This is a genomic window from Sphingobium sp. SG1 (genome assembly GCF_057063145.1).
Genome location: NZ_JBVVOJ010000005.1, coordinates 127,980 through 148,998 on the forward strand (window position 1 = coordinate 127,980; position 21,019 = coordinate 148,998).

A 21,019-nucleotide genomic window follows, 5' to 3' on the forward strand; every position below is an offset into this window, starting at 1 on the left:
GCTTAGCCGGCGGCCTTGGCGGACTTGCCGCCCTTGTCGTCATCACCCTTCTTGTCGCCGGCCAGCCGCACCGGTGCGCCGTCGGTCAGCTTCACCACGCCTTCGGTCACGATCTGCTGGCCGGCCTTCACGCCGCCCAAAATCTCGACCAGGCCGTTCTGGCGGATGCCGGTTTCGACCTTGGTCCGCTTGGCGGTGCGACCGTCCAGCACGAAGACGAAGCGTTCGTCGCCATCGCCGATCACGGCCAGTTCGGGCACGCCCAGAGACTGGCGCTCGCGCGAGAAGACGCTGACGGTCAACAGCATGCCGGGCTTCAGCGCCTTGTCGGGATTAGGCATGATCGCGCGGACCCGCACGGCGCGGGTGGCGGGATCGATCACCGGATCGATCGTCGCGATCGTGCCGTTGAACGGCCGGTCGGGCCAGGCGGCGGACACCGCCTTGATCGGCATGCCCTCGCGGATCATCGACAGCCGCGTCTCGGGCACGGTGAAGTCCAGCTTGATCCGCGAAATGTCGCTCACCGTGGCGATCGCGGTGCCGGCGGTGATGACCGCGCCGGGCGAGACCGTGCGCAGCGAGACCCAGCCGCTGAACGGCGCGCGGATGGTGCGGTCGCCGATGCCGGCACGGGCGAGGTCCGCATTGGCGCGGGCGCTGCTGGCGAGCGCGATCTGCTGCTCGACCGTGGCACCGGTGGCAAAGCCGCGCGACTTGAGCGCCTGGATGCGCTTCAACTGCTGGTCGGCCTGCAGCGCGGTCGCCTCGGCCGCGGCCAGTTCCGCCTTTTCCTGGCCCACGGCCATGCGGGCGATCACCTGTCCCTTGGACACGAAACCGCCATCGGTGAAGTTCAGCACATCGATCCGCTCGGTCACCGGCGCGGACAGCACCACCTGCTCATTGGCGAGCGCGGTGCCGACCGCCTCGACATTGTCGGTGAAGCGGGTGGGCGCAATCGCCACCGCCTCCACCAGAGCCGGCGGGCGAGCTTTCTTTTCCTTCTCTCCGCCGCAACCGGCAAGACAAAGGGCAACGAGAATGACAGGCAGGGTCGAGCGCATGACGAGGGGCTAACGGGCCTTTGTGACGGACACAACCGCATGGAATGTGTCAAAATGTATCGCAGGGCGGGTAACGAAGCTGGCGCGATTATCCGCCAAGCCGCGCATGAATCAGAAATTCGACATTTCCCTGTGGCCCGGTGATCGGACTGGTCGTGATTCCAAGCACTTCCCAGCCCTTCTCACGGACCCAGGCAGCCACTTCGTCGCAGACGCGCTGATGAATGGCGGGATCGCGCACCACTCCGCCCTTGCCCACTTCCTCGCGCCCCGCCTCGAACTGCGGCTTGATGAGAGCGACCAGCTGCGCGCCGGGCCGGGCGAAGCCGATCGGCTTTTCCAGCACCTTGGCCAGGCTGATGAAGCTGGCGTCGCACACGATGATGTCGACCGGCTCGGTTATGTGGGCGTCGGTCAGGATGCGGGCGCTGGTCTGCTCATGGACGATGACGCGATCATCGGAGCGCAGCTTCCACGCAAGCTGGTTGGTGCCGCTGTCGACGGCATAGACCTTTGCCGCGCCCTTGGTCAGCAGCACGTCGGTAAAACCACCGGTCGAGCTGCCGACGTCGATCGCGACGAAACCGGAGACGTCGATGCCATATTCATCGATCGCATGGGCCAGCTTGATGCCGCCGCGCGAGACCCAGGGATGGTCGCGCCCGCGCACGTCCAGTTCGGCGTCGTCCGGCACCTGCTGCCCCGCCTTCTCCACCTTCTTGTCGCCCAGATAGACGAGGCCGGCGAGGATCAGCGCCTGCGCCCGCGCCCGGCTTTCGGCGAGGCCATTGTCGACGAGCAACTGGTCAGCGCGAATCTTGGCCATCAGCGCACCAGTCCGGTGAGGGTCGACGGGGTCAGTAGCTGCGGCAATGTCTGGGCCTCCTTGCCCGGTGCGTACCAAAGGTAGAGCGGCACGCCCGAACGGCCCTGCGCTTCGAGGAAGCGGGTAATCGCCGGATCGGCATTGGTCCAGTCGCCCATCATGACGGTGACGCCCGCCTTCTCGAACGCTGCACGCACCTCCGCCCGCTCGATCGCGGCGGCCTCATTGGCCTTGCAGGTCAGGCACCAGTCGGCGGTGAAATAGAGGAAGACCGGCTTGTTCGCGGCGCGCAGCCCGTCGAGCTTTTCCGCATCGAAGGCGACGACCGCGCCCTCGCCCGCCGCTGCAAGGGCCGGCGCGCGCGCAGGCAACAGCATTGCGGCACCGACCAGCAGGACCGCCGCACCGACGCCGACCTGCAACCAGCCGCCGCGCCCGGCCCGCTGGCGCATGCCCAGCCACCAGAGCAGCAGCACCAACGCCAGCGCCGCGCCAAGGCCGATGGTCATGCCACCGACCCCGCGTTGCTGACCCAGCAGCCAGGCAAGGCCCAGCGCGGTGAGGAACATGGGGATCGACAGGATGCGCTGCAACCGGCCCATCCATGCGCCGGGACGCGGCAGGCGATTGCGCAGCGCAGGCAGATAGGCGAGCAGCAGGAAGGGCAGCGCCAGGCCAAGCCCAAGGCCGGCAAAAATCGCCAGCGCCGCGCCCAGGGGCAGCACCAGCGCCGTGCCCATCGCCGCGCCCATGAACGGACCGGTGCAGGGCGTCGCGACAAAGGCGACCAGCGCCCCAGTCCAGAAGGCGCCGACCATGCCGCCCTTCCCTGCCAGCTGGCCACCGCCGCCAAAGGCCGGCAGGTCGAACAGGCCAGCCAGGTTGAACGCGATCGCGCTGACCAGCAGCAGCAGCGCCAGGATGATGCGCGGATCCTGCAACTGGAACGCCCAGCCGACCGCGCTGCCCGCCGCGCGTAGGCCCAGCAGCAGGCTACCCAGTGCCAAGCAGGCCAGGATCACGCCCGCGCCATAAGCCAGCGCCTCGCGCCGCGCCGCTCGTTCATCGCCGCCCGCCTTGGCCAGGCTCAGCGCTTTCAGGCCGAGGATCGGGAAGACGCAGGGCATGACATTGAGCAGCAGCCCGCCCAATATCGCCCCGCCCAGCGCCAGCAATATCGTGCCCGCCAGCCCCTTGGGCGCGATCTCGGCTACCTCACCGGACTTGGCCGTCAGCAGGAAACCGACATGGTCGCCGGTGCGCAGCACCGCCTGCGCAGCGCCGCCCTTGAAACCCTCGCCCGCCTCCGTCTCGACCAGCAGCCGATCGCCCTCACGGCTGACCTTCTGCGCGGCGGCGAAGCGGGCCAGCCCGTCGCTCAACGGGAAGAGATGAACGTCGCGCGCCTGCGCATCGGCCGGAAACGGCACCGACAGGCGCAGCTTGCCATCGACGATCTGATAGGTCGCTTGCGCACCCAGCGGCCGGGGCAGATGGCCGCGCCAGCCATCGAAGCGCGCCTGCATCGCCGGTACGACCTTGCCATCGCCCGCGACCAGTTCCAGCGCCAGTTCGCCGCTTTCCGGCACGCAGATCTTGTCGGTGCAGGCCAGCCATTCGGCCTTCACCCGGATCGGCAGGCGGGTGCCCGCCGCCACGTCCGGCGCCACGCTCAGATTGGCGAGCACCGCATAAGGGCCTTCATAGACATGATTCATCAGGCCCGAAATCAGCAGCGTCTCGGGCACCGGATAGCGCAGCGCGCCAATCGTCACGCCCTTGGGCAGGGTCCAGGTCACGGTCATGCCCAGGCCCGCATCGCCCGGATTTTCCCAATAGCCGTGCCAGCCCTTTTCCGGCTTCATGGCAAAGGCAATGGTCGTGCCCTTGCCGGGCGCGGGCGCCGCACTTTCGGCCATCAACTGCGCGGCGATATGCGCCGGGCCGCCACCAAAGGCCGCCTGGGCCTGCACGGCCGGCGATGCGATCGACAGCCCCGCCAGCATGGCGAGCGTCACGAATATGACTTGAAAAATCCGCATCGGGCCTCTGGTCGGGTGGATGCAAGGGGGCTAGGTCGCTCCCTATCCGCCGTCAAGGCATGAGAAGGTACCCATATGTTGAAACACGTCGCCGCTGCCCTGTTGCTTGCCACTGCCATGCCCGTCGTGGCGCAGAGCCCCGCGCCTGCAGCCGCTCCTGCACCGGCCGCCCGCAGCATTGCCGCGACTCCGCCCAAGCTGATCGTCGCCATCTCGGTCGACCAGTTTTCGGCCGACCTGTTCAGCGAATATCGCCAATATTATACCGGCGGCCTCAAGCGCCTGACCAGCGAAGGCGCGGTCTTCCCGCGCGGCTATCAGAGCCACGCCGCGACCGAGACCTGCCCCGGCCACTCGACCATCCTGACCGGCAGCCGCCCGTCGCGCACCGGCATCATCGCCAATAACTGGTTCGACCTCGACGCCAAGCGCGAGGACAAGAGCCTCTATTGCGCCGAGGATGAGAGCCAGCCGGGCAGCAGCAGCGACAAATATGAAGCCTCGCCCCTGCACCTCAAGGTGCCGACGCTGGGCGGCAGGATGAAGGCGGCCAACCCCGCCACCCGCGTCGTGTCGGTCGCCGGCAAGGATCGCGCCGCGATCATGATGGGCGGCGCGACCGCCGATCAGGTCTGGTGGCTGGGCGGGCCGCAGGGCTATGTCAGCTACAAGGGCGTCACCCCCACCCCGCTCGTCACCCAGGTCAACCAGGCTTTTGCCCAGCGCCTCGCCCAGCCCAACCCCGGCTTCGAGCTGCCCGCCCAGTGCGTGTCGAAGGATTTCCCGGTCCAGGCCGGCAACCGCACCGTGGGCACCGGCCGCTTCGCGCGTGACGCCGGCGACTATAAGGGCTTCCGCATTTCGCCCGAGCAGGATGCGATGACCCTGGCCTTCGCCGCCGCCGCGATCGAGAGCATGCAGCTGGGCAAGCAGGCGCAGACCGACATCATCTCGATCGGCCTGTCGGCGACCGACTATGTCGGCCACACCTTCGGCACCGAAGGCACCGAAAGCTGCATCCAGGTCGACCGGCTCGACACCGAACTCGGCGCCTTCTTCGATCGGCTCGACAAGGACGGCATCGACTATGTCGTCGTGCTGACCGCCGACCATGGCGGCCATGACCTGCCCGAACGCCACCGCATGAACGCCATGCCGATGGAACAGCGGGTCGACATGGCACTGACGCCCAAGGCGCTCAACGCCACCATCGCCGAGAAGGCCGGCCTGCCCGGCAAGAAGGTGATCTGGAGCGACGGCCCGTCGGGCGACATCTATTATGACAAGGGCCTGACCGCCGTACAGCGCGCCAGGGTCGAGACCGAAGCGCTCAAATATCTGCGCGCCCATCCGCAGGTACAGACCGTCTTCACCAAGGCGGAAATCGCCGCCACCCCCTCGCCCTCGGGTCCGCCCGAAAGCTGGAGCCTGATCCAGGAAGCACGCGCCAGCTTCTACCCCAGCCGCTCGGGCGACCTGCTGCTGCTGCTCAAGCCACGCGTGATGTCGATCCCCGAACAGGCGGTGATGGGCTCGGTCGCCACCCATGGTTCGCCCTGGGATACCGACCGCCGCGTGCCGATCCTCTTCTGGCGCAAGGGCATGCAGCATTTCGAGCAGCCGCTGGGCGTCGAGACGGTGGACATCCTCCCCAGCCTCGCCGCGCTGATCAAGCTGCCCGTGTCCAAGGACCAGATTGACGGCCGCTGCCTCGACCTGGTCGCCGGCAAGGACGACAGCTGCGCCGGGCAATAAGCCCTTGCCGATCCTCCCCCCGTCAAAAGGGGGAGGATCAGATATTCTCGCCAATCCCGTCCGTGCTTTCCAGCAGGGCATGAACTCGGTGCGGGGCCGACACCTCGACCCGGCTGGTCACTTCGTGCCGGGCCTTGGCCTGGCGCACATTGCTGTCGGCCGGCACGCTCTCGGTCAGCCACACATTGCCGCCGATGACCGATCGGCTGCCGATGATGATCCGGCCCAGCACCGTCGCGCCGGCATAGATGACGACATCATCCTCGATGATCGGATGGCGCGGCTGCGCCTTTTCGAGCGCGCCCTTCTCGTCCGAGGGGAAGCTGCGCGCGCCCAGCGTCACGCCCTGATAGAGCCGCACCCGATCGCCGACGATCGCCGTCTCGCCGATGACGACGCCGGTGCCATGGTCGATGAAGAAGCCGTGGCCGATGCGCGCGCCGGGATGGATGTCGATGCCGGTATGGGAATGGGCGATCTCGGAAATGATCCGCGCCACCAGCGGGGCGCCCAGTTCATAGAGGCGATGCGCCAGTCGATGATGGATGATCGCCAGCATCGAAGGGTAGCAGATCAGCACCTCGTCCACGCTGCGCGCGGCCGGATCGCCCAGGAAGGCCGCCTCGACATCGCTGTCGAGCAGGGTGCGCAGCGCCGGCAGGCTGTGCGCGAACTCGCCAATGATCCGCGCCGCCGCCGCGTCGACTGCGGCAATCGGATCGTCCTTCATCGCATAGATGAGTTCGAGCCGGATCTGGCCATAGAGGCGGCTGAGCACGGTCTGCAGCGTCTCGGCGACATAGGCGTCCTCATTATGCAGTCGCACGAAGCTCGGTCCCAGCCGCAGCGGGAACAGCGCGCCGCACAGCGCACCGGTGATCTTCACCAGATTGGCGCGAGACGGGAATCCTTCGGCGCCATATTCGGCATGATGCTGCTGTTCCTGCCGCCAGCGACTGCGCGCTGCGGCCAGGTCCGTGACCAGCCGGTCCAGATCCCAATAGCCCACGCCTTCACCCTGCATATCGCCGTCCGCCATTCCCTGCGCCTCTTGTCCGATGGGCAACCGGAATAACCCGCGTCTGCGCGCCAGGATAAACGAGTTTTGCTTGGGGGTAGCGAGATTCTCTTTGCCGAACGCGCCGGAAGGCCGATCAGACCTTGGCTTCCGGCCTGTTCGGATAGAGGCAGATTTCGACGCGCAGCCCGCCCTCGGGTCGGTTGGCCAGCGTCAGGCGACCGCCCTCCTGCTCGACCGTCTTGGCAACGATGGCCAGGCCCAGGCCCATGCCACGCGTGTTGCGCTGACGCGCCGTATCCAGCCGATGGAAGGGTTTCAGCACCTCCTCCAGCCGGTCGCGCGGAATGCCGGGGCCATCATCATCGACGCGGATCAGCACCTCATTATCGTGCCGCGCCACGCTGACCCGCGCACGCACCCCATAATGGAGCGCATTCTCGATCAGGTTGCGCACGGCACGGCGCAGCGACAGCGGGCGGACCTCCATTTCCAGATGATCCGGCCCGTCATAGATCACATCGTCGCCATGATCCTGGAAGGCGTCGACCACCGTCGCGATCGTGACCGCTACGTCGATCCGCACCGCCGGTTCGGGGTTCTTCTCGCCGCCCAGAAAGGCCAGCACGGACTCGATCATCTCGCCCATCTCGGCCAGATCCTCGCCCATCGCCTCGCGGATTTCGGGGTCGTCCACCGCTTCCAGCCGCAATTGCAGCCGAGCGAGCGGCGTGCGCATGTCATGGCCGACCGCCGCCAGCGTCTCGGTCCGCTCGTTGATCAGGCGATGGATGCGGGTCTGCATCGCGTTGAAGGCGCGGATCAGGTTGCGCACATCATTGGTGCCCGCTTCCGCCACCGCCACCTGCTGGGCCAGGCCGATCCGCTTGGTCGCATGAGTGAGGTCACGCAGCGGCGCCAGGGTCCGCCGGATCAGCACGCCACCCGCAATCAGCAGCGCCAGCACGGGGATCAGCGCCAGGCCGAAGCGACCGAAGGTGAAGGCCCATTTGCCGCCGCTATGGTGCATGCCGAAATAGAGCCAGCTGCCGTCCGCCAGTTGCAGCCCGCCATTGATCTGCGAGGAACGGCCGGGTGAATTGAGCCGCAGCCACAACCGCGATTCATGCAGGCTGGGTTCCCAGTCGACGATCTGCTGCCGCATCCGCGCCAGTTCGGGCGACAGCGGCGGTGGCGGCGGCGCGGCCAGCGTCCAGTGGATGTCATAGCGGTCAGTGGTCAACTGCGCGCTGACCCCGCCGCGCTGGCTGACCGGCGCCTTGGCCACCAGCTTGCGCGCGATCACCAGATGCTCGGCCAGGCGGCGCGCCTCGTCATCCTGCAGCGACAAATGGCTGGCGCGCTCATAGATGAGCGTACCGACCACGAATTCCAGCAGAACGGTCAGCAGCAATATGCCAAAGATGCGGCCGACCAGCCCGAGCGACCGGCTGAACCGCTGTCGTCTCAAGCGCGCGCGACTTCCGCGTTGAACATGTAGCCGACGCCGCGCACCGTGGTGATCGGCGCGGGCCGGTCCTCGGTCGACAGCTTGCGACGCAGGCGGCTGACCAGCACGTCGATGCTGCGGTCGCTGCTGTCACCCATGCGGGTGCGCGACAATTCGATCAGCCGCTCGCGCGCGATCACCCGCTGCGGATGGCTGAGGAAGCTGCCCAGAAGGTCGAACTCGGCGCCGGTCAGGTCGACGATCGCGCCCGTGGGCGACCGCAGTTCACGGCGCGGGAAGTTGACGATCCAGCCGTCGAAGCGCGCTTCATTCTCGCGCTGCTCGTCCGGGCCACGCTCCACGCCGACACGGCGCAGGATGGCCCGGATACGGGCGATCAGCTCGCGCGTGCCAAAGGGCTTTGGCAGATAATCGTCGGCGCCCAGTTCCAACCCGACGATACGGTCGGTCTCGCTGCCCTTGGCGCTGATGAAGATGATGGGAACGTCGCTCTTGCGACGGATCTGGCGGCACAGGTCGATGCCGTTGGTGCCGGGCAGCATGACGTCCAGAACGACCAGGTCGACCGGGCCGGCATCGAAGGCCACCCACATTTCCGGACCGGACGAGGCCGGACGGACCTGATAGCCATGTTCCTGCAACGCGCGCGCCGTCAGCGTGCGGAGCGGCGGATCGTCTTCGACAAGGATGATCGAGGGGGCGGTCATGCGCGGAGCGACATCAGGCTGTTCATGATGTTGGGAGATAAGCAGCGACCGGTGGAGGGTCAACCGCAGCTTGCTGCCGAAACAGTTGACGGGGGCCACAGCAACAATTTGTCACGCCGGCGACAGCTCGGCACAAGATAAGGCCCGGAAATACAGCAGATCGGGCCCGCGCGAACGGGCCCGATCCGTAAAGATCAGAAAGCGGCCGAGATCGAGAAGACGACCGTGCTGCGCGCGATCGACTTGCCGAAATTATCGCCGTCCGCGACCTGGAAGTTGGGACGCAGATAATTTTCCTCGACGCGGGCGATGTCGGTGTCGACATAGGCGATGCTCAGCGTCAGCGGCGTGCCCGGCACGGCCAGGTCGGCACCGACCAGCCAGTCGAGATATTTGCCGGTCGGCGCGACCGACGTGCCGTTCGGGCCCAGGCCGCTATTGCCGTTCGACCAGCCCAGATGCGCCTTCAGGCTGACCGGGGTGTTCGGGATCGCACCGCTGACATCGCCCCAGATGTAGAAATTATCTTCCTTGTCACCCGGCTTGTAGATGGTGCAATCGGCGTCGCTGCACCACTTGCCCAGCGCTTCCTGCTTGGGGGCATAGGCCACGCCGAGCAGACCCTTGACCGGGCCGACCTGGCTCGACAGCTTCACATAGGGTTCGGCGAAGTCGGTCTTGTCGGCGCCCGACGGATACATGTACCAGGTCAGGCCGAGGTCCAGCGTCGCGCCGCTGTCACCCAGAGGAATGGCATAGCCTGCGAACAGGTCCAGTTCCATGTTGGCGCCGCCGAAGGTGCCCCAGCCCGACAGGTTGGAACCCCAGGTACCGACATAGACGCCGCTTTCATGGGTTGCGGTCAGGCCGCCCTGGATCGCCATGCCGCGATCGGACTGCGAAACACCACGGAAGCGATAATCGGAAACCAGGCCGACGCTGCCGGTCACGGTGACCGGGCCTGCGGGTTCTTCCTGGGCGAAGGCCGGCGCACTCGACATCAGAGCCAGAGCGGCACAAGCGATTTGATACTTCATGAACATTCCCCTTTTACGAAAGAATGTTCCGTCCTGCATCCGCGGCCCGAAGATCTGTTGGAATATCGTCTTCCGTACCGGCGGATGACTACTCGACTATTCTCGCCAGCCCTCGGCGCAAACCTCTATCTTCGCATCTGCACAAGGGAAGAGGGGCGCTGTGATATAGCGATCACGGTTCTTTTCTAATTGCCACCGATATTGTTTCTATTTGATGTCCAAATTGCATCTGAACATGAAAAAGCCGCCGCATCCGGGGATGCGGCGGCTTTTCTGTCATGAAGGCTCGTGTCAGGCGACGAGCTGGCGCATCCGTCCGGTCGCGCCGAACAACTCCACCTTGGCGCCCGCGCCGGTGCGGCGATCGGCCCATTCGCGCACCATTTCGGCGCAGGTATGGTCGATATGGGTCAGGCGCTCGACATTGAGGATGACCAGTTGTCCCGCCGGCACCGATTCCAGCTTGGCTGACAGCTTGGGCAGGCTCAGGAAGCTCGCCGTGCCGTGCAGCGCCACTTCATGCGCGTCGCCGCGGCTGGCTTCCTCGACGCCCAGACGCAGGCGGCTGGCATGGGGGATCAGTTCGATCAGCGACAGGCCAATGCCCACCAGCACGCCGGTCAGCAGGTCGGTCGCGACGACGCAGATCAGCGTCGCGGCCCACACGATCGCCGGCAGCGGACCATAGAGGTGGAACAGATGCTTGACGTGCGACAGGCTGACCAGGCGGAAGCCGGTCACGACCAGAATGCCGGCCAGCGCCGCCATCGGCACTTCGCGCAGCAGCCAGGGCAGCAGGGCGACGAAGCCCAGGATCCAGGCGCCGTGCAGGATCGCCGACAGGCGGGTCTTGGCGCCGGCCTGGACGTTGGCGGACGAACGGACGATGACGCCAGTCATCGGCAGCGCGCCAGCCACGCCGCACAGCAGGTTGCCCACGCCCTGCGCGCTCAGTTCGCGGTTGTAATTGGTGCGCACGCCATCATGCATGCGGTCGACCGCCGCGGCCGACAGCAAGGTCTCGGCACTGGCGATGAAGGCGATGGCAATGGCGGTGGTGGTGATGGTCGGGCTCATCAGCTGCGCCAGCAGGCCCTGTTCGGGCAGGCTGATGGCGGACAGGATCGATTCCGGCACGACAACACGGGCGACCGGCAGGCCGAGCGCGAAGGCGACCAGCGTCGCGGCGACCACGCCGACCAGCGCACCCGGCACCAGCTTCATCGATGCAGGGCGGAACTTCTCCCAACCCAGCATCGCGCCGATGGTGACCAAGCCGACAGCGAAGGCGGTGGCCGCATCCTGATTGGTGAGGCCCAATATCTGGCCCGGCATCGCGATCAGATTGTGCAGGCCGCTCGACAGCGGCTTGTCATCGAACAGCACATGGAACTGGCCGACGACGATCAGCACGCCGATGCCCGCCAGCATGCCATGCACGACCGCGGGCGAAATGGCGCGGAACCAGCCGCCGACCTTCAGCAGGCCGGCGACGATCTGGATCGCGCCTGCCAGGATCAGGATGGGGCCAAGGGCCGACAGCCCCTGTTCCCGCACGATTTCGAAGACGATGACCGCAAGACCGGCCGCCGGACCGCTGACCTGCAGCGGCGAACCCGCCAGCAGGCCGACGACCAGGCCCCCGATGATGCCGGTGATCAGGCCTTTTTCCGGCGGCACGCCGGAGGCAATGGCGATGCCCATGCACAGCGGCATGGCCACCAGGAACACGACGATCGACGCCGTGAAGTCGCGGCTGAACGTGCCGCCGGAAAAGGCCTTCAACATGATTTACTCCGCAGCTTGTGCGATGAGCGATTCGCCGGCCAGGCGACGCCCATGCGGCAGCGCCACGGGCAGCTTCTGCCCTTCGCGCAGCACCGAGAAACGGCCGGTTTCGCCGTCCAGGCCCAGGACCTGGCCGGCATGGATGTCGACATACCAGCCATGCAGGGCGATCTCGCCGCGGGCGATGCCCGACGCGACCGACGGATGGGTGCGCAGGTGCGACAGCTGCACGACGACATTTTCCAGCGCCATGTTGCGCAGCTTTTCGGCGGCATCCAGGTCGGCAGGATAGGATTCGCGGCACAGCTTCTGCGCGGCATGGCTGTGGCGCAGCCAGGCGGCGACATTGGGCATGCCGGTCAGGTCGGCGTCGGTGGCCAGCGCCTTCATCGCGCCGCAGTCGCTGTGACCGCACACGATGATGTCGCGCACGCCCAGCACCATGACGGCATATTCGACCGTGGCGGTCACGCCGCCCAGCTGGCTGTCATGCGGCGGCACGATGTTGCCGGCATTGCGACAGACGAACAGGTCGCCCGGCTGGGCCTGCATGATGTGCTCGGGAACGATGCGCGAGTCGGCGCAGGAGATCATCAGTGCCTTGGGGCTCTGACCATGGCTGGCCAACTGATTGTAGAGCGTGCTTTCGTTCGGGAAGACCTTGGTCTCGAAACTGAATACACGACCGATAAGCTCGTTCATGGCTTTCATCCTCTTATTGCTATTGCGTTGCCGGTCAGGGGGCGGACCGGCCTAGCTTGCAAAATACGCAGCAGATTTTGCTGCGGCGCAGCGGAATTGTTAAAAATCATGTCTGGGATGCAAAGCGCCCGACAGGCGCGCCAAATGGCGGAAAACCGCCATCAGCGCGCCTTTTCGGGAGGTCAGCGCCGGTCGACGACCGCGCTGAACATGTATCCGACGCCACGAACAGTCACGATCGCGGCGGGCCGTCCCTCATGGGACAGCTTGCGCCGCAACCGGCTGATCAGCACGTCGACACTGCGGTCGGACGAGGGCGCGTCGCGCACGCCCGCCAGTTCCATCAGCCGCGCACGGGCAATCACCGCCTGGGCATGATCCAGCAACACGGCGAGCAGCGAAAATTCCGCTGCCGTCAGTTCGACCAGCGCGCCGGCCGGGTCGGTCACTTCGCGCCGGGCGAAATCGACCACCCAGTCGTCGAAGCGCGCCTGGGTCTGGCGCCGCAGGCCCAGCGCCCGCTCGCTCCGCCCGCGCCGCAGCACGGCGCGCAGACGCGCCGCCAGTTCGCGGGTCGAATAGGGTTTGGCCATGTAATCGTCGGCGCCCAGCTCCAGGCCGACCACCCGGTCGACCTCGCTGCTGTCGGCGCCGACCAGGATGATCGGCACGTCGCTACGCTCGCGCACGTCGCGGCACAGGTCCATGCCGTCCGGCCCGCGCAGCCCTGCGTCCAGCACGACCGCGCCGACCGGCATCCGGTCCATGGCACTGAATATATCGCTCGACGAGGCCGCAGGCAGAGCGCGAAACCCGCTCTGCTCCAGGAATTCGCGCACCTTGTGCCGCAAATCCTGTTGCGTCTCGGCGACCAGTATCAGCGGTGGACTCATCAGCCCTTCACGGTCAGCGCGCGTACGCTGTCCAGTTCATTCACCAGCACGGCACGGTCCTGCTGCGCGACCGACACGGCCTCGGCATTGCGGGCGCTGGCATAGCGGGCGACCTCTGCGTCCACCTGGCTGCGGGCAGCAGCGCAGGTGCCGGCATAGCTGCCCGACAGCGGGGCGAAGCGATGGACCGCCTTGCCGAAGGCCGGCACCGACTGGCCCTGGGCCGCGACGGCGCGGTCAACGCGCACATCAGCCTGCCAGCGGCAGACCGGGATGGCGTTGCGATTGCCGAAGCGCGGCTCGACCTGGGTGAAGCGCACCGACGATGCGGTGTGATAGCTGGCCGTATAGGCCTGGGCGCCGTGGGTCAGTTCAGCGCTGTGGATCGGGGTGGAGGAAGCGGCGAGCGCCGCGACACTGGCAAGGATCGGCAACATGGGTGGCTTCCCTTCGAAACAGACAATATCCAGCAATAAGCGGGATCCTTCCGAGGGGTTTAGGCAGGGAGAATGTCTCCCCAATATGCCGAACGTTACAAATTATTGCTGTGTCGCTGCATGCCGTCAAGCGACCCTTGCGATCACCGGGCTGGCCTGACGCGGCTGCACCGCCCCCGACAGGGCCTCGATCAGCCCGGAAAGCCACAGCGCATCGGCCACGGCGCGGTGCCGCGCGCTATGCAGCGCATCGGCATGGGCCATGGCGGCCGCGATCCGCGGCTCGTCCGCGCCCCACTCATCCAGCAACAATGAGACATGATCGATCGCGAACGGCGCCACCACGGCCTGCGCATCTGCCAGCGTCTGCAGCCAATATTGGTCGATCACGCTGTCGGCGACCACGCGGCAGCCGGCGACCGCCGCCGCCAGTTGCGCCAGCACCACGTCCGCCGGCTCGCCCTCCGCCTCGATCCGGGCGCGCGACAGGCCGTGCAGCGCCTCTGCTTCGGCGGTCCAGTCCCAGCCGGCCCAGGCTGCATGAGGTCGAATGATCCAGCTGCGGGCAATGCCGCCGCCCGCTATGCCCACTTCGATCGGGAAGGATCGTCCGTGCCGGGGCAGGCACGACGCCTCGAAATCGATCGCCATGATGGTCAAAGGCTCTCTCCGAATAATTCCACGTCCGCCCCATTTTTGGGTCTGGCCGTCCACGTCTGATACGCCCCTGTCTCCTCCAACTATGTCAGGCCGATGTCATTGGCCATCAGGATTTTCGGAAAAGATGCGAACCGACGGTCCGGTGCGACCGGTGCGACCATCGCACCGGATTTCAACCGCCTATGGCCAGCGGCCTGCATTGCCGCTACCCCATGGCGATGACGGACGGACGACTGCGGGACGCGAACGACTAATGTGGGTGTTGCTGGGCATCGCCCTGATCGTCGCGGGCTTCGTGTTGCGCTTCAATCCGCTGCTGGTGATCCTGGCCTCGGCCATCGCCACCGGCCTTGCCGCCGGGCTCGATCCGATCACCATCCTCGCCGCCTTTGGCAAGGCGTTCAACGACTCGCGCTATGTCTCGGTCGTCTGGGTGGTGCTGCCGGTGATCGGCCTGCTCGAAGCGCATGGGCTTCAGGAACGGGCGCGCGGCCTCATCGACCGGATGCGCGGCGCCACCACCGGCCGTTTCCTTCTCTTCTATCTTGTCGCCCGCCAGATTTCGGCCGCCATGGGCCTGATCTCGGTCGCAGGCCATGCCCAGACCGTGCGCCCGCTGGTCGCCCCGATCGCCGAAGCCGCGGCCGAGAAACAGGCCGGCGCGCTCGATGAGGAGCAGCGCGACGAGATCAAGGCCTGGGCCGCCGCGACCGACAATGTCGGCGTCTTCTTTGGCGAGGATATCTTCCTCGCCATCGGGTCGATCCTGCTGATCAAGGGGTTGCTGGAGCAATATGGCATCTTGCTCGAACCGCTCCAGCTCTCGGTCTGGGCGATCCCGACCGCGATCGCCGCGCTGCTGATTCACGGCTTTCGACTGTGGCGGCTCGACCGCCGGCTGAACGCGCAGGGTGCCAAGGAAGCGGAGGACGCGGCATGATCACCCTCCACTGGGTCTATGCGCTGATGGGCGCGGTGTTCGCTGGCTATGCCCTGCTCGGCGCCGCCGACCGCAGCAATCCGCGCCGCTTCACCACCGCCGCCTTCTGGGCACTGCTCGCGCTCAGCATGTGGGCAGGCGATCGGCTCGGCGACATCGGCAATGGCGTCCTGGTCCTCGGCCTCGTCGCCATTGCCGGCTTCAAGGGGCTGGGTCGCGGCAGCGGCGGCGTGACGCTGGCGGAGCGACAGGCGCGGGCCGACCGCCATGGCAATGGCCTGTTCGCCATCGCCCTGGTCATCCCCGTCACCGCGCTGGCCGGCACCTTCCTGTTCAAGGCGTTCCCCGCCTGGATCGATCCCAAGCAGACCACCCTCATCTCGCTGGCGCTGGGCGTCCTGATCGCACTCGCCATCGGCTGCACCTGGCTGCGCGCCCGGCCGATCGTCGCCCTGCAACAGGGGCGGCAATTGATGGACTCGGTCGGCTGGGTGGGCATATTGCCGCAGATGCTGGCCAGCCTCGGCGCGGTGTTCGCGCTTGCCGGCGTTGGCGATGTCGTCGGCGGCATCGTCCGCCTCGCCATTCCCGATGGCAGCCTGCTCGGCGCGGTGATCGCCTATGGCCTGGGCATGGCGCTTTTCACCATCGTCATGGGCAATGCCTTTGCCGCCTTCCCGGTGATGACCGCCGCGATCGGCATTCCGCTACTGATCCACCAATATCATGGCGATCCGGCGATCATCTGCGCGATCGGCATGCTGGCGGGCTTCTGCGGCACATTGCTGACGCCGATGGCTGCCAATTTCAACCTCCTCCCCGCCGCGCTGCTGCAGCTCAAGGATGAATATGGCGTGATCCGCCGCCAGGTCGGCACCGCCCTCCCCCTGCTCTGCGTCAACATCCTCCTGATCTATTGGCTGGCCTTCCGATGACCCGACTTTCCCAAGATATTGCCGATCGCTTCGCTGCGCTGACCCTCTCTCATCTGGGGCGGCAATATCCCTACAAGATGGACCTGACCTATCAGGGGCCGGAGGATGCGCGCATCCCGGCGGAGCATCATCCGATCTTCCATGGCAGCTATGACTGGCACAGCTGCGTCCATGGCTGGTGGCAGGTGATGCGCCTGCGCCGCCTCTACCCCGCCATGGCCCAGGCCGATGCCATCCGCGCCCGCGCCGACATGATGCTGGTGCCGGACAAGGTCGCGGGCGAACGCGCCTTCCTCACCCGCCCGACCGCCGGCGGGTTCGAGCGGCCCTATGGCTGGGCCTGGCTGCTCGCGCTCCATGCCGAACTCGCCCGACAGGACGGCCCCTGGGCCGCCTCGATCGAACCGCTGGCGCTCGACTTCGCCGCGCGCTTCCACGCCTTCCTGCCGAAAATGACCTATCCGCTGCGCGTCGGCACCCATTTCAACAGCAGCTTTGCGCTGATCCACGCTTATGACTGGGCCAAGGACCGCGACCCCGCGCTCCAGGCGCTGATCCGCGAGCGCGCCCTTGCCTGGTTCGGGCAGGACCGCGCCTGCCAGGCCTGGGAACCGGGTGGCGACGAGTTTCTCTCCTCGGCGCTGACCGAAGCGCTGCTGATGAGCCGGCTGCTCGCGTGCGATGAATTTGCCGCCTGGTTCGGCGCTTTCCTGCCCGATCTTCTGACCGGCCAGCCGGCCACCCTGTTCACCCCGGCCACCGTATCGGACCGCAGCGACGGCAAGATCGCCCATCTCGACGGCCTGAACCTCAGCCGCGCCTGGTGCTGGCGCGGCATCGCCGCCGCGTTGGGCCCCGACGCCCCGATCGCGCCGATCGCCGAGCAGGCGGCAATCGCCCATCTCAACGCCGCGCTCCCCCATATAGCCGGTGACTATATGGGGGAACATTGGCTGGCCAGCTTCGCGCTGCTGGCGCTGGAGTAACCCCCGCCTCAGGGCATGTTGGCGAGCAGCAGCTTCATATGTGCCGTCGGCGTGGTCGTGCGCGACTGGAGACGGAACATATAGTCATAGGCCCACCAGGCGCCGCCGCCCCAGGCGGTCCAGCCCAGCACCGCCGACGACGTCTTCAGACGGCGCAGCATATCGGGATATTCCTTCGCGCATTGCGGCTGGCCCGACGCGGCAATCTCGCCGAAGAACAGCTTCACCTTGTATTTCTCGGCCCAGGTCAGCGCCGCATTCACGCGCTGGCCGGCCTTGACCTCGCACTTGTCGGTGGTGCCGGTCGACCAGGCATCCAGATATTGATGCACTTCAAAGGCGTAATTCTTGCCGGGATCGACGAACTTCACCGCCTGCGCGGCATTGCCCGAACTCACCCAATTATGCGCCCCGGTCCAGGCCGTACCGGGGATCAGCAGCTTGTTGCTGATCTTCTGGGCGCGGATATCCTTGGTCACCTGACCGGCAATGGCCCACCATTGCGCCGCCGTCTGGCGATTGGGCTCGTTCATCAGGCCGATCCAGACCTTGGGGTTGGACCGATAATCCTCCATGATCTTGACCCAGGCATTGGTCAGCGCCGTCGTCGCCAGCGTGCCGCTGCCGACCAGCGCCGCCGAGCCCTTCACCTGGCGCGCACCATAATTATGCATGTCCAGGATCACCGTCAGGCCCAGCGCATTGGCCTGGGTCACCACCGACTTCAGCGCCTTGCGATCGACCTCCGACAAGGGGCCGTAGAGATTGGGCTGCAACCGTTCCCAGCGAAACGGCACGCGCAGCAGCTTGAAGCCCTGCGCCGCATAGCTGCGCATTTCCGCCGTGCTGGGATAGATATAGTTGCTGCCCAGCTTGCCGCCGGTGCCACCAAATTCGCCGCCGGAAATATTGATGCCCGGCAGCACCTTGGACGTGCTGGTCGCCGTAGCCGCCGGCACGGCGGCCGCTGCCGCCGCAGCATAGGCCTGCGCCGCTGTCGTCGTCGGCACCGTCGCGCTGGTGCCAGTGCTGGCGGCTGACGCAGAACTGGACGATGACGGGATGGTAATCACCCGTGCGTCCGGCGCATCCGCCTCGCCCCCCGATAGTGTAACGGCCGCAAGAACACCCGTCGCGGCAAGCGCGACCACAGCGGCGGCAACGCCGCCCCCCATCTTCTTCATGAATTGCCTACCCTGTCAGACCCAAAAGGAGGCGGGCCCTTAGCTAGCCTAGTTAGACAATGTCTTCACCCGGTTGCGGGATTTGGTTAAGCCTCCGACAGGCTGTTCTAATAATGCGCCATACGGGTTTTCCCTTAGGCAAAACTCCCGATCCGCCAAGGAAGACGGGGTAGACCATTGTTCCCATGGCCACAAAATCAAGCCGGCATATTTGACCCGGACAAATATCATTTGCCAATATATCCGGGTAATATTAAAGTCCCTCATGACCGAAGAGGAAAAGCGGGCCGCGATCGCCGCCTACAGGGAGCAGAAAGTCGAAAGCGGCATCTATGCCCTATCCTGCCTGCCCTCGGGCCAGCGCTGGGTCGGCAGCGCACTCAATCTCGCCACGATCCGCAACCGGCTCTGGTTCACCCTGCGACTGGGCAATGATCGGCACCCTGGCCTGCAGCATGCCTGGAATGCCCATGGCGAGGACGGCTTCGACTTCGAGATTCTCGAACGACTGAAAGCGGATGATCTCGGCGCCGGCCGCGACCGCCGGTTGAAGGAGCGCCTGCTCCAATGGACGGAAGAGTTACAGGCGACGCGGATCTGACCGAGCCGCCCGCCCTGTTTCAGCTTGCGACTGCCAGCAGCTTGGCACTCATCGCCGGCCATTCGCTCATGTCCCATCCTTCGGGCGTCTCGCGGGTGATGATCTGGTCCGCACCGAAGCAATTGCCGAGGTCAATATCCTCGCTCTTCTCGAACGCCCGGTCAGAGAGCGAATAGAAGGGGCGGACCTTGGGCAGGGTCAGGTCATCGGGATTCTGCTCGACCACGATCGCCAGCCGGTGCGATCGCAGCCGCACCAGCGACCCGATCGGATAGATGCCGACCGCGCGCTGGAACGCCTGGAAGATTTCCGCGTCGAACAGCGCGCCGCCATCCTCGTCGATCTTCAGCAATGCGCGCGACGGGTCTTCGCCACTGCGGTGCAAACGATTTGACGTCATGGCGTCATAGCTGTCGCAGATCGCGGCCATGCGCGCGAACATGCCGATCTGCTCGCCGGCCAGGCCATTGGGATAGCCGCTGCCGTCCAGCCGCTCATGATGGTTGAGGCACACGTCCAGCACTTCCGCCGGCATTTCGCCGCCCAGGGTCAGGAACTCGTGCGCCAGCGTGGTGTGGCTCTTGACCACGTCCCACTCCTCCGGCGTCAACGGTGCGTCCTTGTCCCACACTTCCTGCGGCACATGGGCCATGCCCATGTCCATCAGCAGGCCGGCGAGGCCAGCCTTGCGGATGTCGTCGGGCGACAGGTGCATCTGCTGGGCAAGGCCGATCATCAGCGCGCAGACCGACAGCGCATGCTGATACAGATATTCGCCGCTATTCTTCATCCGCGTGATCGCCATGAAGGCGTGCGGGTTGCGCTGCACGGAACTGGAAATCTCGTCGACCATGGTTTCCAGCTTGGCCGCCTTCACCGCCTTGCCCAGCCGCACATCCTCATAGAGCTTGCGCATGGTGCGCCCCGACTTGCGCGCCAGCCGCTGGGCATGGACCATCTCGGCGCGGATCGGCAGCTTGTCCTTGGACAGCGGATCGAAGGGACGGTCGACCGGCTGGGGCGCGGCGCGGCGCACGATCGTCGGCCCGGCACGGCCGAACACCCGTTCGCGCGGCTCGGCCATCTGCACCACGCGGGATGGCACCGGCTGGGCCGGAGCGACATCCGCACCGCGCGACACGTCGATCGTCACCCACTCGACCTTGCTGGCATGCAGGTCCGCCAGTTGCTCGGGATCGTCGAGCAGCATCTTGCGCTTCCAGAAGGGGTGGGAAAACCACGACCCGTCCAGCTTGTGCAAGAACATCCCCAGTTTCACGTCCTGGGTGCGGATTTTTTTCAGCATTTATACGGCCCCGTAGTCCCCGCTTTCATTTCGCAGGTCGTGCCTTTCCAAAAGGTTAAGACACATGATGCCGGCAGCAAAAGGGCCGCATCGTTTCACCGCATAAACGCGCACCAACTGCTTGAAAGTCGTCAGTTCTCTTCCTGGTTGCGGGAGACGGCACCTCGCGCCGGCCAATGATGTCGCTGCGCCTACCGCAACCGGCCATTTTCGCTTATCCTCCTGCGGTCCGGACAGGGAGGCGATCGATGCGCGTGATGGTGCTGGTGAAGGCGACGCAGGACAGCGAGGCAGGCGGCCCGCCCGACCCGGAGATGATGGCGGCGATGGGCCGCTTCAACGACGAACTGGAAGCGGCCGGCATATTGCGCATGGCCGACGGCCTGCTCCCCTCCTCTCATGGCAAGCGTATCGCCTTCGACGGCGCCGATCGCCGCGTCATCGATGGGCCCTTTCCCCAGGTCGGCGAACTGGTCGCGGGCTTCTGGCTGTGGGAAGTGGCCGACATGGACGAAGCGGTCGCCTGGGCGAAACGCTGCCCCAATCCCATGCCCGGCCCCAGCGAGATCGAAATCAGGCCCTTCCACGAATGGGCCTAGCGCCCCTCATATCCTTGCATTGCATTGATCTGCTGCCGTTTTTCCCCGGAACTCGGTATTTACCC

The 21,019-nt window shown here is 66.0% G+C and carries 20 protein-coding genes; 6 read left to right on the forward strand and 14 right to left on the reverse strand.

Annotated features, from left to right (window positions below):
* Window positions 1-2: 2 nt before the first annotated feature.
* From AC0KVN_RS13370 to AC0KVN_RS13380, 3 genes are all read right to left on the reverse strand, one after another.
* A complete protein-coding gene (locus AC0KVN_RS13370; RefSeq protein WP_435568495.1) occupies window positions 3-1,067 on the reverse strand; it encodes an efflux RND transporter periplasmic adaptor subunit in 1,065 nt (354 codons plus the stop codon).
* Window positions 1,068-1,155: 88 nt separating this feature from the next.
* Window positions 1,156-1,893, reverse strand: a complete 738-nt coding sequence (locus AC0KVN_RS13375; RefSeq protein ID WP_435568494.1) for a TlyA family RNA methyltransferase — start codon at window positions 1,891-1,893, stop codon at window positions 1,156-1,158.
* Window positions 1,893-3,935, reverse strand: a complete 2,043-nt coding sequence (locus AC0KVN_RS13380; protein WP_435568493.1) for a protein-disulfide reductase DsbD family protein — start codon at window positions 3,933-3,935, stop codon at window positions 1,893-1,895. Before AC0KVN_RS13380 ends, AC0KVN_RS13375 begins: the two co-directional genes overlap by 1 nt.
* Window positions 3,936-4,010: 75 nt before the next feature.
* On the opposite strand from AC0KVN_RS13380, the gene AC0KVN_RS13385 reads away from it, so the two are divergent.
* Complete coding sequence (locus tag AC0KVN_RS13385; RefSeq protein WP_435568492.1) at window positions 4,011-5,690, forward strand: alkaline phosphatase family protein; 1,680 nt, start codon at window positions 4,011-4,013, stop codon at window positions 5,688-5,690.
* A gap of 37 nt (window positions 5,691-5,727) precedes the next feature.
* Here the strand turns inward: AC0KVN_RS13385 and epsC are convergent, their stop codons facing one another.
* The 9 genes from epsC to AC0KVN_RS13430 all read right to left on the reverse strand — a co-directional run bounded on the left by epsC (window position 5,728) and on the right by AC0KVN_RS13430 (window position 14,394).
* Window positions 5,728-6,729, reverse strand: coding sequence for a serine O-acetyltransferase EpsC (gene epsC, locus AC0KVN_RS13390; protein ID WP_004211082.1), 1,002 nt, complete (start codon window positions 6,727-6,729; stop codon window positions 5,728-5,730).
* A gap of 115 nt (window positions 6,730-6,844) precedes the next feature.
* Window positions 6,845-8,179: an ATP-binding protein gene (locus tag AC0KVN_RS13395; protein ID WP_435568491.1), complete on the reverse strand. Its 1,335-nt coding sequence runs from the start codon at window positions 8,177-8,179 to the stop codon at window positions 6,845-6,847.
* Window positions 8,176-8,886: a response regulator gene (locus AC0KVN_RS13400; RefSeq protein ID WP_004211079.1), complete on the reverse strand. Its 711-nt coding sequence runs from the start codon at window positions 8,884-8,886 to the stop codon at window positions 8,176-8,178. The genes AC0KVN_RS13395 and AC0KVN_RS13400 overlap by 4 nt, the downstream gene beginning before the upstream one ends.
* 194 nt (window positions 8,887-9,080) lie before the next feature.
* Complete coding sequence (locus tag AC0KVN_RS13405; protein WP_010337000.1) at window positions 9,081-9,929, reverse strand: TorF family putative porin; 849 nt, start codon at window positions 9,927-9,929, stop codon at window positions 9,081-9,083.
* A 285-nt stretch (window positions 9,930-10,214) separates the two neighbouring features.
* On the reverse strand, window positions 10,215-11,711 hold the full coding sequence (locus tag AC0KVN_RS13410) for a SulP family inorganic anion transporter (protein WP_435568490.1): 1,497 nt from the start codon (window positions 11,709-11,711) through the stop codon (window positions 10,215-10,217).
* A gap of 3 nt (window positions 11,712-11,714) precedes the next feature.
* Window positions 11,715-12,413: a carbonic anhydrase gene (locus tag AC0KVN_RS13415; RefSeq protein WP_004211075.1), complete on the reverse strand. Its 699-nt coding sequence runs from the start codon at window positions 12,411-12,413 to the stop codon at window positions 11,715-11,717.
* 182 nt (window positions 12,414-12,595) lie between these two features.
* Entirely contained in the window at window positions 12,596-13,306 is a 711-nt protein-coding gene (locus AC0KVN_RS13420) for a winged helix-turn-helix domain-containing protein (protein WP_004211073.1), read from the reverse strand.
* A complete protein-coding gene (locus AC0KVN_RS13425) occupies window positions 13,306-13,743 on the reverse strand; it encodes a hypothetical protein (RefSeq protein ID WP_004211071.1) in 438 nt (145 codons plus the stop codon). The genes AC0KVN_RS13420 and AC0KVN_RS13425 overlap by 1 nt, the downstream gene beginning before the upstream one ends.
* Before the next feature lie 126 nt (window positions 13,744-13,869).
* A complete protein-coding gene (locus tag AC0KVN_RS13430) occupies window positions 13,870-14,394 on the reverse strand; it encodes a hypothetical protein (RefSeq protein WP_435568503.1) in 525 nt (174 codons plus the stop codon).
* 262 nt (window positions 14,395-14,656) lie between these two features.
* On the opposite strand from AC0KVN_RS13430, the gene AC0KVN_RS13435 reads away from it, so the two are divergent.
* Genes AC0KVN_RS13435 through AC0KVN_RS13445 form a run of 3 tightly spaced genes read left to right on the forward strand, consistent with a single transcriptional unit; the run spans window position 14,657 to window position 17,264 of the window.
* The gene (locus AC0KVN_RS13435) at window positions 14,657-15,343 is read left to right on the forward strand and encodes a DUF969 domain-containing protein (protein WP_435568502.1); all 687 of its coding nucleotides are present in this window, start codon (window positions 14,657-14,659) and stop codon (window positions 15,341-15,343) included.
* A complete protein-coding gene (locus AC0KVN_RS13440; protein ID WP_435568489.1) occupies window positions 15,340-16,278 on the forward strand; it encodes a DUF979 domain-containing protein in 939 nt (312 codons plus the stop codon). Before AC0KVN_RS13435 ends, AC0KVN_RS13440 begins: the two co-directional genes overlap by 4 nt.
* The gene (locus AC0KVN_RS13445; protein WP_435568488.1) at window positions 16,275-17,264 is read left to right on the forward strand and encodes a DUF2891 domain-containing protein; all 990 of its coding nucleotides are present in this window, start codon (window positions 16,275-16,277) and stop codon (window positions 17,262-17,264) included. The genes AC0KVN_RS13440 and AC0KVN_RS13445 overlap by 4 nt, the downstream gene beginning before the upstream one ends.
* Before the next feature lie 8 nt (window positions 17,265-17,272).
* On the opposite strand, the gene AC0KVN_RS13450 is transcribed toward AC0KVN_RS13445, so the two are convergent.
* Window positions 17,273-18,448: a glycoside hydrolase family 5 protein gene (locus tag AC0KVN_RS13450; protein WP_435568487.1), complete on the reverse strand. Its 1,176-nt coding sequence runs from the start codon at window positions 18,446-18,448 to the stop codon at window positions 17,273-17,275.
* 265 nt (window positions 18,449-18,713) lie between these two features.
* Between AC0KVN_RS13450 and AC0KVN_RS13455 the strand changes: the two genes are divergently transcribed.
* Window positions 18,714-19,049 carry a GIY-YIG nuclease family protein gene (locus AC0KVN_RS13455; protein WP_435568486.1) on the forward strand — a complete coding sequence of 112 codons (336 nt, stop codon included), beginning with the start codon at window positions 18,714-18,716 and terminating at the stop codon, window positions 19,047-19,049.
* A gap of 19 nt (window positions 19,050-19,068) precedes the next feature.
* On the opposite strand, the gene AC0KVN_RS13460 is transcribed toward AC0KVN_RS13455, so the two are convergent.
* Window positions 19,069-20,355 carry a cyclic di-GMP phosphodiesterase gene (locus tag AC0KVN_RS13460; protein ID WP_125985236.1) on the reverse strand — a complete coding sequence of 429 codons (1,287 nt, stop codon included), beginning with the start codon at window positions 20,353-20,355 and terminating at the stop codon, window positions 19,069-19,071.
* 248 nt (window positions 20,356-20,603) lie between these two features.
* On the opposite strand from AC0KVN_RS13460, the gene AC0KVN_RS13465 reads away from it, so the two are divergent.
* Window positions 20,604-20,954 (forward strand): YciI family protein, encoded by a 351-nt coding sequence (locus AC0KVN_RS13465; RefSeq protein WP_313392762.1) that lies wholly within the window; start codon window positions 20,604-20,606, stop codon window positions 20,952-20,954.
* Window positions 20,955-21,019: the final 65 nt, after the last annotated feature.

Bases quoted from the DNA above. Each gene is read 5' to 3' on its own strand.
- AC0KVN_RS13370 (WP_435568495.1), bottom strand. From the start codon at position 1,067: ATGCGCTCGACCCTGCCTGTCATTCTCGTTGCCCTTTGTCTTGCCGGT.
- AC0KVN_RS13375 (WP_435568494.1), bottom strand. From the start codon at position 1,893: ATGGCCAAGATTCGCGCTGACCAGTTGCTCGTCGACAATGGCCTCGCC.
- AC0KVN_RS13380 (WP_435568493.1), bottom strand. From the start codon at position 3,935: ATGCGGATTTTTCAAGTCATATTCGTGACGCTCGCCATGCTGGCGGGG.
- AC0KVN_RS13385 (WP_435568492.1), top strand. From the start codon at position 4,011: ATGTTGAAACACGTCGCCGCTGCCCTGTTGCTTGCCACTGCCATGCCC.
- epsC (WP_004211082.1), bottom strand. From the start codon at position 6,729: ATGGCGGACGGCGATATGCAGGGTGAAGGCGTGGGCTATTGGGATCTG.
- AC0KVN_RS13400 (WP_004211079.1), bottom strand. From the start codon at position 8,886: ATGACCGCCCCCTCGATCATCCTTGTCGAAGACGATCCGCCGCTCCGC.
- AC0KVN_RS13405 (WP_010337000.1), bottom strand. From the start codon at position 9,929: ATGTTCATGAAGTATCAAATCGCTTGTGCCGCTCTGGCTCTGATGTCG.
- AC0KVN_RS13410 (WP_435568490.1), bottom strand. From the start codon at position 11,711: ATGTTGAAGGCCTTTTCCGGCGGCACGTTCAGCCGCGACTTCACGGCG.
- AC0KVN_RS13415 (WP_004211075.1), bottom strand. From the start codon at position 12,413: ATGAACGAGCTTATCGGTCGTGTATTCAGTTTCGAGACCAAGGTCTTC.
- AC0KVN_RS13420 (WP_004211073.1), bottom strand. From the start codon at position 13,306: ATGAGTCCACCGCTGATACTGGTCGCCGAGACGCAACAGGATTTGCGG.
- AC0KVN_RS13425 (WP_004211071.1), bottom strand. From the start codon at position 13,743: ATGTTGCCGATCCTTGCCAGTGTCGCGGCGCTCGCCGCTTCCTCCACC.
- AC0KVN_RS13430 (WP_435568503.1), bottom strand. From the start codon at position 14,394: ATGGCGATCGATTTCGAGGCGTCGTGCCTGCCCCGGCACGGACGATCC.
- AC0KVN_RS13435 (WP_435568502.1), top strand. From the start codon at position 14,657: ATGTGGGTGTTGCTGGGCATCGCCCTGATCGTCGCGGGCTTCGTGTTG.
- AC0KVN_RS13440 (WP_435568489.1), top strand. From the start codon at position 15,340: ATGATCACCCTCCACTGGGTCTATGCGCTGATGGGCGCGGTGTTCGCT.
- AC0KVN_RS13445 (WP_435568488.1), top strand. From the start codon at position 16,275: ATGACCCGACTTTCCCAAGATATTGCCGATCGCTTCGCTGCGCTGACC.
- AC0KVN_RS13450 (WP_435568487.1), bottom strand. From the start codon at position 18,448: ATGAAGAAGATGGGGGGCGGCGTTGCCGCCGCTGTGGTCGCGCTTGCC.
- AC0KVN_RS13455 (WP_435568486.1), top strand. From the start codon at position 18,714: ATGACCGAAGAGGAAAAGCGGGCCGCGATCGCCGCCTACAGGGAGCAG.
- AC0KVN_RS13460 (WP_125985236.1), bottom strand. From the start codon at position 20,355: ATGCTGAAAAAAATCCGCACCCAGGACGTGAAACTGGGGATGTTCTTG.
- AC0KVN_RS13465 (WP_313392762.1), top strand. From the start codon at position 20,604: ATGCGCGTGATGGTGCTGGTGAAGGCGACGCAGGACAGCGAGGCAGGC.